Source organism: Sphingomonas sp. (assembly GCF_048594985.1).
Taxonomy (GTDB): Bacteria; Pseudomonadota; Alphaproteobacteria; order Sphingomonadales; family Sphingomonadaceae; genus Sphingomonas_I.
Genome location: NZ_JBMDXG010000342.1, coordinates 1 through 13644, shown reverse-complemented (window position 1 = coordinate 13644; position 13644 = coordinate 1). Strand labels below are relative to the sequence as shown.

Here is a 13644-nt window from a genome sequence, read left to right as displayed (position 1 = left end):
CGGCCTCACCGCCGACGCGCACGTGTTCGACGCCGCGACCGACCTGCGCGCCGCGATCAAGACGGAGGCAACGCACGCGCCGCTCCACTGCGTGCTGGTCGACGAGGCGCAGTTCCTGTCGGCGCGGCAGGTCGGCCAGCTTGCCGGCGTGTGCGACGAACTGCACATTCCCGTCCTCGCCTATGGCCTGCGGACCGATTTTCGCGGCGCGCTGTTCGAAGGGAGCAAGGGACTACTGGCGATCGCCGACGTGCTGAGCGAGATCAAGGCCGTGTGCGGGTGCGGACGCAAGGCCACGATGAACCTACGCTGCGACGGCGAGGGCCGCATCGCGCGGGAGGGGGCCCAGACCGAAATCGGCGGCAACGACCGCTACCTTGCCGCCTGTCGCCGCCATTTCATGGAGGCGATGCGCCTGGGCAGGCTTCCCGATTTCGGACACGCGGCCTAGACCCGGCGCAATCTCATCAGGAGCTCTCCCCTCTCATGCTCACGACCCGCCGCGAACTCCTCGCCGGTGCCGGCGCCGCCGCCACGCTCGCCGCTCTCCCCGCTTCCGCCCAGACCGGGCCCGGCGATGCAAGTGCGCGGGCGTATCTCGACGCGGTGGCGGAGGAGATCCTGCGCGACTATCCCGAGACGGCGGCCAGCCTGGGGATCGACAATGGCGCGCGCGTGGCGCTGCGCAGCCGGTTCGGGGATCGCACGGCGGCGGCCTATGCCGCCCGCGCACAGGCCGCGGAGGCGCGTCTCAACCGGCTGAAGTCGTATGATCGCGCGGGCCTGTCGCACGCGGCGGCGCTGGACCTCGACGTCACGCAAGGCGCGCACGAACTGGCCGTCGAAGGGTTCCGGACGATGAAGGTGGGCGAGGTCGCGACCTTCCACCCCGACACCAGCTATCGCAGCACGCCCTACATCGTCTCGCAGAATACCGGCGCCTACGTCGAACTGCCCGACACGCTCGAAAACCATCATTCGGTCGAAAATCGCGCGGATGCCGACGCCTATCTCGCGCGGGTCGAGGCGTTCGCCGCCGCGATCGAGGGCGAGACCGAACGGCTCGCCGCCGATCAGGCAGCGGGTGCGGTGCTCCCCGGCTTCCTCAACGACATCGCGGTCCGGCAGATCACCGGCATGCGCGATCAGGCGCCGGCCGACTGGGGCATCGTTCACAGCCTTGCCGAAAAGGCGGCGAAGGCGGGCCTTCCCGACAGCTATGCCGGACGCGCGACGAAGCTGGTGACGGACCAGGTCGCGCCCGCGCTCGGCCGGCAGGCGGCGACGCTGCGATCGGTGCGCGGCAAGGCCAGCGACGTGGCGGGCGTGTGGGCACGGCCGAACGGCGAGGCTTATTACGCCTGGCTGGTGAAGGCCGCGACCACGACGAGCTATTCGCCGGATGAGTTGCACCGCATCGGCGTGGCGCAGAATGCGGAACTGACCGCGCAGCTCGACACGTTGCTCAAGGCGCAGGGGCTGACGCAGGGTACGGTCGGCGCGCGGCTGACCGCGCTCGGCAAGCGTCCCGATCTGCTCTTTTCCAACGACGATGCGGGACGGGCGAAGCTGCTCGCCTACCTCAACGGGCGGGTGGCGGACATTCGTACGCGCCTGCCGCGTGCGTTCGCGACGATGGTCAAGGGCAATCTGGTCATCAAGCGCGTGCCCCCGGCGATCCAGGACGGCATGCCCAACGGCTATGCCGGTCCCGGCGCGATCGACGGATCGACCCCCGGCGTCTACTTCATCAACCTCAAGGATACCTCACACTGGCCGCGTTACTCGCTGCCGACCCTGACCTATCATGAGGGGATACCCGGCCACATTTGGCAGGGCGAATATAGCTTCAAGCTGCCGCTGATCCGCACCCTCCTCGCCTTCAACGCCTTTTCGGAGGGGTGGGCGCTCTATGCCGAGCAGCTCGGCGACGAGCTCGGCGCCTATGCGGACGATCCGCTCGGCAAGATCGGCTACCTCCAGTCGATCAACTTTCGCGCGATGCGGCTGGTGGTCGATACCGGGGTGCACGCCAAGCGCTGGGATTTCGCCAAGGCGCTCACGACTTTCTCCGAAGGGACCGGGCAGCCCGAGGAGGAGCTGCGCTCCGAACTCAACCGCTATTGCTCCTGGCCGGGGCAGGCGTGCGGATACAAGATGGGGCATAACGAGATCGTCCGCCTGCGCGGCACGGCGCAGGCGGCGATGGGCCGCCGCTTCGACCTGCGCACCTTCGACGACGCGATCGTTCTGGGCGGCAACATGCCGCTGACCCTGCTGTCGCGCGTCGTCGAGCGGTATATGGGAGGCTGACATGGTGCGGGACCCCGGACTTGATCGAGGCCCCGCTCATCAGCAGGCGAGTAAGGCAGCGGGATCCCGGATCAAGTCCGGGACGACGGGGTCGAGATCCTAGCGGCGCAATATCGCCCGATCAGGCAGGCTTATCCGCCGGGCAATATTGCCGCAGGAAATCGGGGTGCGACGGCATCGCGGCGGCAAGCCCCGCCACCTCGCGCCGAAGCTCCGCCAGTTGGCGGCGCAAATCGGCTTCGGGCATCATCTCCGCCAGATGATGATAGCCGAGCGCCGGATAGCGCTGGCCGAGCATCACCATGACCCACGAGTCGATCCGGAACAGCTCGTGCGTGAGCTTGTACGCGCGGCCATCCTCGCGCCACAGCGCCAGCCGTTCCTTCAGCGTGTCGGGCACGTCCATGTCGCGGCATCGCCGCCAGAAGCCCGAATCGTCGCGCTCGGTGATGTGGTAGTGCAGGATGATAAAGTCGCGGATGTTCTCGAACTCGAGCCGCGACTTGCGGTTGAAATTGGCGGTCAGCGCCTCGTGGAACCCACCGAAGGGGAAATCCTCGATCAGGCGCGTCACCGCCGCCATCATCAGGTGGATGCTGGTCGATTCCAGCGGCTCGATGAAGCCGTTGGCCAAGCCCAGCCCGACGCAGTTCTTGTGCCACGTCTGCGCGCGCATGCCGGTTTTAAAGCGCAGCAGCCAGGGCTCGACCGTCGGCTCGCCGTCGATCTCCGCCAGCAGGCGCGCGCGGGCTTCGTCATCCGACATGAATTCGTTGCAGAAGACGATGCCGTTGCCGTCGCGATGCTGGAGCGGGATCTTCCAGCGCCATCCCGCCTCGTGCGCGATCGCCGAGGTGTAAGGCTGCGCCGGGTCGACCGAGGTGGACTGCACCGCGACCGCGCTGTTGGTCGTGATCCACTTGCTCCAATCGTCGAACGGCACCCCCAGCGCCTGCCCCAGCAGCAGCGAGCGGAAGCCCGTGCAGTCGATGAACAGGTCGGCTTCGATCCGCTGCCCGGATTCGAGCACGATCGCATCGATAAAGCCGCTCGTCGGATTGAGATCGACGTTGCGGATCTTGCCCTCGACCCGCTTGACCCCCGCCGGCTCGGCAAGCGCGCGGAGGAAGCGGGCGTAGCGCGTCGCATCGACATGGTAGGCATAGCCCATGTTCGGCGCATATTGGTGCGACATGCGGTTCGCCTCGCCCGCGACCCATTCGAGGCAATATTCGCCGAGTTCGTCGCCAAAGCCGCGCGCATTGGCGTGCAGCCAGAAATGGTGGAAGTCGGCCATCCAGCTCGCCTTCTTCCCCAGGATGCCGAACGGATGGATGTAGCGGTCGCCGATGCGCGCCCAGTTCTTGAACTCGATACCCAGCTTGAACGTGGCCTGCGCCGCCGCCATGAACTGCGCCTCGTTCACGCCCATATAATCGTGGAAGGATTTGAACGTGGGGACGGTCGATTCACCGACCCCGACGGTGCCAATCTCCTCCGATTCGACGAGCGTGATGTCGAGCAGCGGGCCAAGATGCCGCACCAGCGCGGTCGCCGTGACCCAGCCGGCGGTACCGCCCCCCGCCACAACCACCCGCTTGACCACCCGCTTCGTTGAAATGGCGTCCGCCATCGCGACCTCTCCTGTTTGAATGTGCATAGAGCCAAGCCCGGGGCTCGTCATGATGGGTGTTTCACGGATGTCGGCGGCGCCGCATCATGCTCTCTTGGCCGCGTCAGGATGCCGCCGTGGCCGTTCGGCCGGATTCGTGCGGCTCATCCTCGCTCAGGTCGCCCAATAGCCCGGCGGCCCGCGCCTTGCGGCCGTAGACGAGCTCGAACAGCGGCGAGGCCATCACTGTCGTGACGATCGCCATCACCACCAGCATCGAAAAGAGCGCCGGGCCGATGATGCCGCGCTGCAGCCCGATGTTGAGAATGATCAGCTCCATCATGCCCCGCGCGTTCATCAGCGTGCCGACCGCGAGCGCAGTGGCATTGTCCTGCCCGGTCGCGCGCGCCGCCACCCAGCAGGCGACTGCCTTGGCGAGGATCGATCCGGCCAGGATCACTGCGGCGATGATGGCCAGCTGGGGCGTGTTCACCATCGTCAGCTGAGTATTGAGACCCGAAAAGGTGAAGAACATAGGCACGAGCAGCACGATCGTGAACGGCTCGACCTGCTTCCTGACCTCGCGGCTCAGCACGCCGCGCGGCATCGCCACCCCCAGCAGGAAGCCGCCGAACACCGAATGCAGCCCGGCCGCATCCATCGCCCACGCGCTCAGCAGGAACAGCATCAAAACGATCGCGAGCAGCGGCGGCGTGATGCGCCCCTCGCGTTCGGCCCATGCCGCCAGCGGCGCCAGGATGCGTGGCGCCATCGTGAGCATGAAGATCGCGAACAGCCCGCCGCCGACGATCGCCTTGAGCGCGATCGCGGGGCCACCGCCAAAACTGGCGAGGACGACCGCCAACACCGTCCACGCACCCGCATCGTCGATCGCGCCCGCCGACAAGGCGAGCGCCCCCAGCGGCGTCTTGGCAAGGCCGCGCTCCTGGACGATGCGCGCGAGGACGGGGAAGGCGGTGATCGAGACGGCCGCGCCCAAGAAGAGCGTCGCCTGAAGCCGCCCCACCTGCGGACCGAACAGCCCCAGACCGAGCAGCCAGGGCGCCAGCAGGATCGCCACCAGGAACGGCGCGGCCATGCCCGAGAGCGAGACGGCGACCGCGCTGCGGGCGGTGAGCCTGAAATGATCCGTGCGGAATCCGAGACCGACGAGGAACATGTACAGCCCGACGCCGAGCTGCGCGCCGACGTACAGGACCGATTTGGTGTCCTTCGGGAAGAACGCCTGCTGCAGCTCGGGCGCCAGCAGGCCGAACAGCGATGGCCCCAACAGGACGCCCGCGATCATCTCACCGATGACCTGCGGCTGATCGAACAGCCGCTTCATGATCCAGCCCGACGCACGGCAGGCGGCCAGGATCACGAACATCTGCAGAAAGAATGCCACGCTCAGTTCCGCCGGGCTCATCCGTCCCATCCCTCCCTGCCGATATGTCCCGCGACGCGGCCTCCGGCTGAGGCGGGAAAGCCATGGCCGAACCGCCTCTGCAAGCGGAATCGCGACCGCGGGTCCTGGCGCGCGCCTGATCTCCGTCGGGTCGGGCAGACTGTGGCGCGGTCGACACGATCGGCAGCACGTCCGCTATGGAAGAAGCAGCGAGGCGTCCCCGTAGGAATAGAAGCGATAATCGCCGGCGACGGCGTGCGCATAGGCCGCCTTCATCCGATCCAGCCCCATCAGCGCGGAGACCAGCATGAACAGGGTCGAGCGCGGCAGGTGGAAATTGGTGACGAGGCCGTCGATCCCGCGGAAGCGGTAGCCGGGGGTAATGAAGATCGCGGTGTCGCCTTCGAACGGACGGATCACGCCATCCTCGCCGGTCGCGCTTTCGATCAGGCGAAGACTGGTGGTGCCCGCCGCGATCAGACGGCCCCCGGCCGCGCGCACGGCGTTGAGCCGCGTCGCCGTGGCCGCGTCGATCCGGCCCCATTCGGCGTGCATGCGATGGTCGGCGGTGTCGTCCGCCTTGACCGGCAGAAAGGTGCCCGCGCCGACATGCAGCGTCAGCGTCTCGTGCCCCACCCCCGCCGCGCCCAGCGCCGCGAGCAGGCCGGGCGTGAAGTGCAGCGAGGCGGTCGGGGCCGCGACAGCCCCGGGTTCCGCCGCGAACATCGTCTGGTAATCCTGTCTGTCCTGCGCGTCGGCCGGGCGCTTGCCGGCGATATAGGGTGGCAGCGGCATCCGTCCGGCGCGCTCGAGCAGGAGTTCGACCGGCTCGTCGCCTTCGAATTCGAGCAGGATCGAACCGTCGTCGTAGCGCGCGGACGCGACCGCGCCGACGCCTTCGCCGAAATCGATCCGGTCATCGGTCCTGAGCCGCTTGGCGTTGCGGACGAAGGCGATCCAGGCGCGGGGCCCTTCACGTTTGTGAAGCGTCGCGCCGATCCTTGCCTCGCCGCGTGTCCCCTCCAACTGCGCGGGGATGACGCGCGTATCGTTGAAGACCAGCACGTCGCCTCTGCGCAGCAGCCCCGGCAAGTCGCCGACATGGCGGTCCTCGGTTCGCGCGCCATCAAGCAGCAACAGGCGCGCCGATTCGCGCGGCACCGCCGGGCGGAGCGCGATCCGTTCGGGCGGCAGGTCGAAATCGAACAGGTCTACCCGCATCGCGCGGGCGTCCTCACGGCTGGGGCGGCTGCGGCTGCGGCGCGACCGGCGGCGTCGGCGCGGACGGCGCAGGCGGGGTTGCCGGCTGCGCGGGCGCGGGGCCGATCCAGGCGCGCACGATCTTGGTCGGGTTGGCGGGCGGCTCGCCCTTCTCGATCCGGTCCGCCTGTGCCATTCCCGAAATGACCCGCCCAACGACAGTATATTTACGGTCGAGCGTCAGCGTCGGCGACAGCACGATATAGAATTGGCTATTGGCGCTGTCGGGATCGCTGGACCGCGCCATCGCGAACGCGCCGCGCGCATGGGGTAGATCGTTGAACTCCGCCTTCAGGTCGGGCAGATCGGACCCGCCCTCGCCCGTCCCCTTCGGATCGCCGCCCTGCGCCATGAAGCCGTCGATTACGCGGTGGAAGACCGTGCCGTCGTAGAAGTGCCGGTTTGCGAGCGTCCTGATCCGCTCGACCGAATTGGGCGCCTGGTCAGGCCGAAGCTGGATCGAGATCGTGCCGCCGGTCGACAATTCGATATTGAAGATGTTCGCGGGATCGAGCGCGGGCGCGACGGCGATGGTCGATCCCGCTTTGGCGATGAGCGGACGCGGCGCGGTCGGCGCCTTGGGTTCGGCCAGGCCCCCGGGTCCGGTGACCTGCGCGAGCAGGGGGGCCGCGACGAGGGCGACGAAAGCGAGAGCGGCAGGCTTCAGGAACAAGGGGACAGGCTCCGTTTGAACGTATCAGCGCAGCTTGGCGCGAATGGCATCGGCCACGGCGGGCGAAACGAACGCTTCGATCGGCCCGCCGCCGCGCGCGACATCCTTGACCAGCGACGAGGCGATGGGGCGCAACGCGGGAGCGGCGACCAGAAACAGCGTCTCGACCTCGGGCGCCATCGCTGCATTCATCGCCGCCATCTGGCTCTCATAGTCCAGATCGGTGCCGCTGCGCAGCCCGCGAACGACGAAATGCGCGCCGACGATGCGGGCGAAGTCGACAGCAAGGCCGTCGTAGGTCCGTACCTCGACATCGGGCGACAGGGTGGCGGCCTCAGCGCGGACCAGCGCGACCCGCTCGTCGAGCGTGAACAGCGGGGACTTCAGCGAATTGGTCGATACGCCGATCACCAGGCGGTCCGCCAGCCGCGCGGCACGGCGGATCAGGTCGACATGGCCGAGCGTCGGGGGATCGAACGTGCCCGTGAAGGCCGCGACCCGGCTCACCGATCGCGGTCCACCACATAGCGCGCGATCGACCGAAAGAGGGTTGCCTCGGCACCATAAGCGGCGAGATGGCCGATCGCCTGATCGACCAGGATCTCCGCCTGCCGACGCGCGCGCTCGACCCCGAGCAGCGAGACGAAGGTCGCCTTGCCGGCGGCGGCATCCTTGCCGACCGCCTTGCCGGTCGCCTCGGCCGTGCCTTCGACATCGAGGAGGTCGTCGGCGATTTGAAAGGCGAGGCCGATATCGCGGCTATAGGCGCGGATCGCGCGCCGCCCCTCAGCCGGGACATGCCCCAGGATCGCACCCGCCTCCAGGCAGAAACCGATCAGCGCGCCGGTCTTGAGCTGCTGCAGCCGGGTGACGGCAGCGATGTCGAAATCCGCATCTTCCGCGACCAGGTCCATCATCTGGCCGCCCGCCATGCCAGAGGGACCCGAGGCGCGCGCCAGCTCGACCAGCAACTCGCAGCGCACGAAGGGATCGGGATGCGTCTCCGGATCGGCCAGCAGCTCGAACGCGAGCGCATGAAGGGAGTCGCCCGCCAGGACCGCCGTCGCTTCGTCAAACGCCTTGTGGACGGTCGGGCGGCCGCGCCGCAGATCGTCATCATCCATGCACGGCAGATCGTCGTGGACCAGGCTGTAGACGTGGATCGCCTCGATCGCGAGGCCGACGCGAAGCGCAGGCATGCGATCGACGTGGAACAGGTCGGCCGATGCGCGCACCAGCAAGGGCCGGAGGCGCTTGCCCCCGCCGATCGCGGCATGGCGCATCGCTTCGAACAGGCGCGCACGCGAATCGCCGGGCGGCGTCAGCAACCGGTCGAACGCGCGATCGATTTCGCCCGCGACCTGATCCATCGCCCCTTTGAGCGCGAGCGGAACGACCCCCACTGCCGGGTCAGCCGACATCGAAGGGCTGCACGCCGCCGGCGGCACCGTCCGGGCGAACGGAAATCTTCTCGATCCGGGCCTGCGCCGCCTGCAGCCGCGCTTCGCACTGACCGCGCAGGCAATCCCCCTCAGCATAGAGGGTGATCGACTCCTCAAGGCTCGCCTCCCCGCTTTCGAGCCGGTGGACGATGGCTTCGAGGCGCTTGAGCGCGGCCTCGAACGACAATTCGGCGATGGCGGGATCTTCGCTCATAAGCGTGGCCGCTTGTGAAGCGGGCAACCCGACCGGTCAAGCGCAGCCCGCCGCAAGCGGGGGCCGCGCCGGCCGGTCAGTTGCGCTTGCCGAACAGCGCGTCGACGTCGGACAGCACGGCCTCGTCGCCATGCTGCGCCACCTCGCGCTCGTGCCGGAGCTGTTCGATCAGCGCCTCGCGGTCGCCCTCTAGGCGCGTGTCGGTCGGCGCCTCGATCCCGGCGGCCTTGGCGGCCTTGGCCACCACCGCGTCCAGTTCGCGCTGGCTGGTAAGACCAAGCGTGACCGGATCCTTCGGCGTGATGTTGGCGATGTTCCAATGGGTCCGGTCGCGGATCGCGGCGATCGTCGTGCGCGTGGTGCCGATCAGCTGGCCGATCTGGCCGTCAGACACCTCGGGGTGATTGCGGATGATCCAGGCAATGCCGTCGGGCTTGTCCTGCCGCTTGGACACCGGGGTGTAGCGCGGCCCCTTCGTGCGGCGCACCTGCTCCGGCCCCTTGAGCATGACGAGGCGGTAGTTGGGATCCTTCTGCCCCTTCTCGATCTCGTCCATGGTCAATTCCTGCGCACGAACGGGATCGCGGCCCGTGAGCTTCGTCGCGGCGGTATCGTCGGCGATCGCCTGAACCTCCAGAACGTGCAGCCCGCAGAAATCGGCGATCTGCTGGAAGGAGAGCGAAGTATTGTCGACCAGCCAGGATGCGGTCGCATGGGGCATGAGCGGCTGGGCCACGGCGATACTCTCCAGATAAGAAAAGGGCCGCCCCTCGCGGAGCGGCCTGACATTGGCGTGAAATGTAGAGCGTCGCGATGCGGGGGGCAAGCCTTCACGCACCGCCGCCGAGCGCGGTGGATCAATGCACGTCCGACTGACCGCGCAGGCGCTGGATGAGGTGAACGACGCCGACGATCACGCCGCCCACGACAATACCCACCAGCGCGGAGCCGAGCGCCTGCACGATCCACGTCACGATCCCGTGCGCGAACGGCGCGGTCCGCCCCGCCGCCTCCGCCGCATGATGGACGAGGTGCGGAAGGGCTGGCGCGCCGAGGACCTCCAGTCCGTGGAGGATGATGCCACCACCGACCCACAGCATGGCGGCGGTGCCGACGAGCGCAAGCACGCTCAGCACGGTCGGCATGCCCTTCACCAGCCCGCGCCCGACCGCCTGCAACAGCGCAGGGGGCTTCCGCGCGAGATGCAGCCCGACATCGTCCATCTTCACGATCAGCGCGACCACGCCGTAGACGCCGACCGTGATTGCGATCCCGACCGCCGCGAGCGCCACCGCCTGCATCCATAACGACATGCCGGGAAGCTCGCCGAGCGCGATCGCCATGATCTCCGCCGACAGGATGAAGTCGGTGCGGATCGCGCCGCTGACCTGACGCTGCTCCAGCGTCTTGGGATCGGTCGCCTCCCCCGCCGCGACGGCATCCTCATGATGGCCGGCGAGCGCCTCGAATATCTTCTCCGCCGCCTCGAACGCGAGATAGGAGCCGCCGATCATCAGGAGCGGCGTGAGCACCCAGGGCGCGAAGGCGCGGATCGCGATCGCAGCCGGGAGCAGGAAGAGCAGCTTGTTGCGGATCGACCCCAGCGCGATCTTGCCGATGATCGGCAGTTCGCGCTGGGGCGAGAGACCGACGACGTAACGCGGGGTGACCGCCGTATCGTCGATCACCACCCCGACCGCCTTGGTTCCGGCCTTGCCGGCCGCGCCCGCGACATCGTCGAGCGACGCCGCCGCCAGCTTCGCGATCATCGCCACGTCGTCGAGCAGCGCCACCAGTCCCGAAGCCAAGCATTCCTCCCGTCAAAATCGGGCACTGAACGCCGCCCGGCCCGTTCGTGTCCGGCACGTCGTGATGGCGGTCAATCGGAAAGCTTCACAGGAGCGCTTACCGGTTCATTAACTAATTTCCTTCAGGATCGCGATCCGGGCCAGCATCGAGACCGCGTGTGACGATCAATCTTTCCCCCATGCTTGCGAGGGCGCGCGGCGACGTGCGCGCGGCGATCGATGTGGCCGCGCAGCGGACGGGGGTCGATTTTACCTATTTGATGGCGCAGGCGAAGAGCGAGAGCGGCCTCAATCCGACCGCCAAGGCGAGCGGATCGAGCGCGACCGGCCTCTATCAGTTTCTCGACCAGAGCTGGCTCGGCGTGGTCAAGCAGCATGGCGCGAAGCATGGCCTCGGCTGGGCGGCGGATGCGATCCAGCCGCGCCGGGGCGGCGGCTATTCCGTCGCACCAGGATTGCGGCAGGCGGTGTTCGCGCTGCGCGAGCAGCCCGGCCCTGCCGCTTTGATGGCGGCCGAATATGCCAGCGACAATGCCGACGCGATCGGCCGGGCGCTGGGACGCAAGGCGAACGCGACCGACCTCTATTTCGCGCATTTCCTGGGGCCTGCGGGCGCGACGCGGTTCCTGCGCGCGCAATGCAGTGACGGCAGCGCTTGCGCCGCCAGCCTGTTCCCGCAGGAAGCACGCGCCAACCGGTCGATCTTCTACGCCAAGGACGGATCGGCGCGCACGCTCGATCAGGTCTATGCGCTGATGGGCCGCAAGCTCGACGGCGCAGGCGCCGCCAGGGGCGCCTAGCCCCCCGCGCCGGGCGCGATCGTCCCCACGCTTCGGGGGGTGGGTGCGCCGGGGGTCGTCCGGCTGGCCTATGCCGATCTGTCGGTGGCCGACGCACTTGCGGCCGAACCCGTGGAGGGCAGCGGGAGCGCCGTACCCGGATCGACCCTCGCCGCGCTCGGCCGGAACCCGGTCGATCTGCTCAAGCCAAGCCCGGCGCAGGCCAAGCTCGCCTACCTCATGCTGTCGATGCCGCTCGCCTGATCAATGTGCGGGGGACGGCGGCGCGGACGCGGGTTGCACCGCGTCGCCCATCCCGCCGACCGGCGTCGACCAGGCCAGCGTGATCGACATGCGCCGGTTGCGCGGGTCGTAGCGGTCGGCAGGCACGAACGGCTCGCGATCGGCCACGCCCTCGATCCGGTAGAAGCGATGCGCGGGCACGCCGTGATCGGCCAGCGCCTTGCGCGTCGCCTCGGCCCGGCCGCTCGACAACGTCCAGTTGTTGACGGTCCGGCCGGCGGCATAGGGCAGCGCGTCGGTGTGGCCGCGCACGATCACGCCGTTGGGCACGCCCGCAACCACCTGCGCCACGTTGCCCATCAGCCGCGATGCGTCGGCCACGAGCCGGTCGGTGCCGAGCGCGAACATCGAGAAATCGGCCTTGTCGACCAGATCGATACGCAGGCCTTCGCGCGTGTCGGTGAAGCGGATGTTCTGCGCGAAGCGGCGGAGCGCCTTGTCCTTCATGATGCGCTCCATCAGCTGCTTCTTGAGGAAGCCGAAGCGCTGCTTGTCGCGAATGCGCTCCTCCTTGCCCGGCTCCGACCCGCCGATCGCGCTCTTGGGGATGGTGATGCCTTTCGTCCCCGTCTGGCTTGCGCGGTGCGGGTAGCTGTCCTTGGCGAGGATGGAGTCGCCGCCGAACGGGCCGTTCGCGCCGGCTGTCTTGGTCTTCAGTTCGACCATCGTCGGGGTGAAATAATCGGCGATGCCCTTGCGCTGCTTCTCGGTCGTCGCGCCGAGGATCCACAGCAGCAGGAAGAATGCCATCATCGCCGTCACGAAGTCGGCATAGGCAACCTTCCACGCGCCACCGTGATGGCCGCCATGGGCCTCGGCGATGATCTTCTTGACGATGATCGGGCGGGGCTGCGGCTCGTTGCGGCCCCTCTTGGCTGGCGCGGCCATTATTATGCGTCCCCGTGCGAGAGGTCAGTCATGATCAACGCCCGCGCATGCCGTCGAAGACATCGGCGAAGGCCGGCTGGTTCGAATGGGTGATGCCCGACCGCGCCGCCTCGATCACCAGCGGCAGCGGATGGCCGTGGAGCGAGGCGATGATGATCTGCTTGACCACGCCGTAGATCGCGGCGTCGGCCTCGACCACCTGGCGGCAGCGGTTGGCGAAGGGGGCGACGATGCCATAGGCCAGCAGCACGCCGAGGAAGGTGCCGACCAGCGCCGAACCGATCATTGCGCCGAGCACCGACGGCGGCTTGTCGATCGAGCCCATCGTCTTCACCACGCCCAGCACGGCGGCGACGATGCCGAGTGCGGGCAGCGCATCGGCCAGGTTCTGGAGCATGTCGGCCGGACGGACATCGTCGTGGTGGTGCGTCTTGAGCGCGTTGTCCATCACGTCCTCGACCGCGTGGGGATCGAGCGTGCCGCTGGAGATCACGACCAGCCGCAGCGTGTCGGTGATGAGGTGGACGAGCGTCGCGTCCTTCAGCAGCTTCGGAAACTCCGCGAAGACGGCGGACGACTTCGGATCCTCGATATGCGGCTCGACCGCGACGGGGCCGTCGGTGCGAAGCATCTTCATCAGCTTCGACACGAGGAAGATCGCGTCGAGATAGTCCTTCTTGCCATACTTCGGGCCCTTGAAGACCTTGGCGAAGCCGCCGCCGAATTGCTTCAATTCCTTCATGCTGTTGCCGGCGACGATCGCGCCGATCGCCGCGCCGCCGATGATCAGCATTTCGTGCGGAATGGCATGGAGCACGGGCTCGAGATGGCCGCCGGTGATGGCGAAGCCGCCGAACACCATGCCGAGGAGGACCACCAGGCCGATCGCAGCAAACATTCCGAACCCCCACAGGAAACTTCAAAGCGGAGACCGCGATAGCCGC

General features: G+C 67.9%; 15 protein-coding genes. 4 read left to right on the top strand and 11 right to left on the bottom strand.

The genetic code is table 11. The features are described 5' to 3' along the window. Both ACOJSF_RS14105 and ACOJSF_RS14100 read left to right on the top strand, forming a co-directional pair. On the top strand, positions 1-451 hold a 451-nt coding region (locus tag ACOJSF_RS14105), incomplete at its 5' end, for a thymidine kinase (RefSeq protein WP_420142834.1). A gap of 35 nt (positions 452-486) precedes the next feature. Continuing rightward, a complete protein-coding gene (locus ACOJSF_RS14100) occupies positions 487-2313 on the top strand; it encodes a DUF885 domain-containing protein (RefSeq protein WP_420142833.1) in 1827 nt (608 codons plus the stop codon). Positions 2314-2434: 121 nt separating this feature from the next. Here the strand turns inward: ACOJSF_RS14100 and ACOJSF_RS14095 are convergent, their stop codons facing one another. The 9 genes from ACOJSF_RS14095 to ACOJSF_RS14055 all read right to left on the bottom strand — a co-directional run bounded on the left by ACOJSF_RS14095 (position 2435) and on the right by ACOJSF_RS14055 (position 10730). Then, the gene (locus ACOJSF_RS14095) at positions 2435-3946 is read right to left on the bottom strand and encodes a tryptophan halogenase family protein (protein ID WP_420142832.1); all 1512 of its coding nucleotides are present in this window, start codon (positions 3944-3946) and stop codon (positions 2435-2437) included. A gap of 103 nt (positions 3947-4049) precedes the next feature. Beyond that, positions 4050-5354 (bottom strand): cation:proton antiporter, encoded by a 1305-nt coding sequence (locus tag ACOJSF_RS14090; RefSeq protein WP_420142831.1) that lies wholly within the window; start codon positions 5352-5354, stop codon positions 4050-4052. Between the two features lie 174 nt (positions 5355-5528). After that, entirely contained in the window at positions 5529-6554 is a 1026-nt protein-coding gene (gene queA / locus ACOJSF_RS14085) for a tRNA preQ1(34) S-adenosylmethionine ribosyltransferase-isomerase QueA (RefSeq protein ID WP_420142830.1), read from the bottom strand. Positions 6555-6567: 13 nt separating this feature from the next. Then, positions 6568-7266, bottom strand: coding sequence for a peptidylprolyl isomerase (locus ACOJSF_RS14080; protein WP_420142829.1), 699 nt, complete (start codon positions 7264-7266; stop codon positions 6568-6570). Positions 7267-7290: 24 nt separating this feature from the next. Continuing rightward, positions 7291-7773, bottom strand: a complete 483-nt coding sequence (gene coaD, locus ACOJSF_RS14075) for a pantetheine-phosphate adenylyltransferase (protein ID WP_420142828.1) — start codon at positions 7771-7773, stop codon at positions 7291-7293. After that, on the bottom strand, positions 7770-8687 hold the full coding sequence (locus ACOJSF_RS14070) for a polyprenyl synthetase family protein (RefSeq protein WP_420142827.1): 918 nt from the start codon (positions 8685-8687) through the stop codon (positions 7770-7772). Before ACOJSF_RS14070 ends, coaD begins: the two co-directional genes overlap by 4 nt. Continuing rightward, positions 8677-8922 carry an exodeoxyribonuclease VII small subunit gene (locus ACOJSF_RS14065; RefSeq protein ID WP_420142826.1) on the bottom strand — a complete coding sequence of 82 codons (246 nt, stop codon included), beginning with the start codon at positions 8920-8922 and terminating at the stop codon, positions 8677-8679. Before ACOJSF_RS14065 ends, ACOJSF_RS14070 begins: the two co-directional genes overlap by 11 nt. 76 nt (positions 8923-8998) lie before the next feature. Then, positions 8999-9658, bottom strand: coding sequence for a DUF1013 domain-containing protein (locus ACOJSF_RS14060; RefSeq protein ID WP_420142825.1), 660 nt, complete (start codon positions 9656-9658; stop codon positions 8999-9001). Between the two features lie 121 nt (positions 9659-9779). Continuing rightward, positions 9780-10730 (bottom strand): DUF808 domain-containing protein, encoded by a 951-nt coding sequence (locus ACOJSF_RS14055; protein WP_420142824.1) that lies wholly within the window; start codon positions 10728-10730, stop codon positions 9780-9782. Between the two features lie 179 nt (positions 10731-10909). On the opposite strand from ACOJSF_RS14055, the gene ACOJSF_RS14050 reads away from it, so the two are divergent. Both ACOJSF_RS14050 and ACOJSF_RS14045 read left to right on the top strand, forming a co-directional pair. Continuing rightward, positions 10910-11530 carry a transglycosylase SLT domain-containing protein gene (locus ACOJSF_RS14050; protein ID WP_420142823.1) on the top strand — a complete coding sequence of 207 codons (621 nt, stop codon included), beginning with the start codon at positions 10910-10912 and terminating at the stop codon, positions 11528-11530. 39 nt (positions 11531-11569) lie between these two features. Next, positions 11570-11773: a hypothetical protein gene (locus tag ACOJSF_RS14045; RefSeq protein WP_420142822.1), complete on the top strand. Its 204-nt coding sequence runs from the start codon at positions 11570-11572 to the stop codon at positions 11771-11773. Here the strand turns inward: ACOJSF_RS14045 and ACOJSF_RS14040 are convergent, their stop codons facing one another. Together ACOJSF_RS14040 and motA are read right to left on the bottom strand one after the other, a co-directional pair. Beyond that, on the bottom strand, positions 11774-12700 hold the full coding sequence (locus ACOJSF_RS14040) for a flagellar motor protein MotB (RefSeq protein WP_420142821.1): 927 nt from the start codon (positions 12698-12700) through the stop codon (positions 11774-11776). A 34-nt stretch (positions 12701-12734) separates the two neighbouring features. Further along, on the bottom strand, positions 12735-13598 hold the full coding sequence (motA, locus tag ACOJSF_RS14035; protein WP_420142820.1) for a flagellar motor stator protein MotA: 864 nt from the start codon (positions 13596-13598) through the stop codon (positions 12735-12737). Between the last annotated feature and the right edge of the window lie 46 nt (positions 13599-13644).

Excerpts from the sequence above, each read along its gene's own strand:
- ACOJSF_RS14100 (WP_420142833.1), top strand. The coding sequence starts at position 487 with ATGCTCACGACCCGCCGCGAACTCCTCGCCGGTGCCGGCGCCGCCGCC.
- ACOJSF_RS14095 (WP_420142832.1), bottom strand. The coding sequence starts at position 3,946 with ATGGCGGACGCCATTTCAACGAAGCGGGTGGTCAAGCGGGTGGTTGTG.
- ACOJSF_RS14090 (WP_420142831.1), bottom strand. The coding sequence starts at position 5,354 with ATGAGCCCGGCGGAACTGAGCGTGGCATTCTTTCTGCAGATGTTCGTG.
- queA (WP_420142830.1), bottom strand. The coding sequence starts at position 6,554 with ATGCGGGTAGACCTGTTCGATTTCGACCTGCCGCCCGAACGGATCGCG.
- ACOJSF_RS14070 (WP_420142827.1), bottom strand. The coding sequence starts at position 8,687 with ATGTCGGCTGACCCGGCAGTGGGGGTCGTTCCGCTCGCGCTCAAAGGG.
- ACOJSF_RS14065 (WP_420142826.1), bottom strand. The coding sequence starts at position 8,922 with ATGAGCGAAGATCCCGCCATCGCCGAATTGTCGTTCGAGGCCGCGCTC.
- ACOJSF_RS14050 (WP_420142823.1), top strand. The coding sequence starts at position 10,910 with ATGCTTGCGAGGGCGCGCGGCGACGTGCGCGCGGCGATCGATGTGGCC.
- ACOJSF_RS14040 (WP_420142821.1), bottom strand. The coding sequence starts at position 12,700 with ATGGCCGCGCCAGCCAAGAGGGGCCGCAACGAGCCGCAGCCCCGCCCG.
- motA (WP_420142820.1), bottom strand. The coding sequence starts at position 13,598 with ATGTTTGCTGCGATCGGCCTGGTGGTCCTCCTCGGCATGGTGTTCGGC.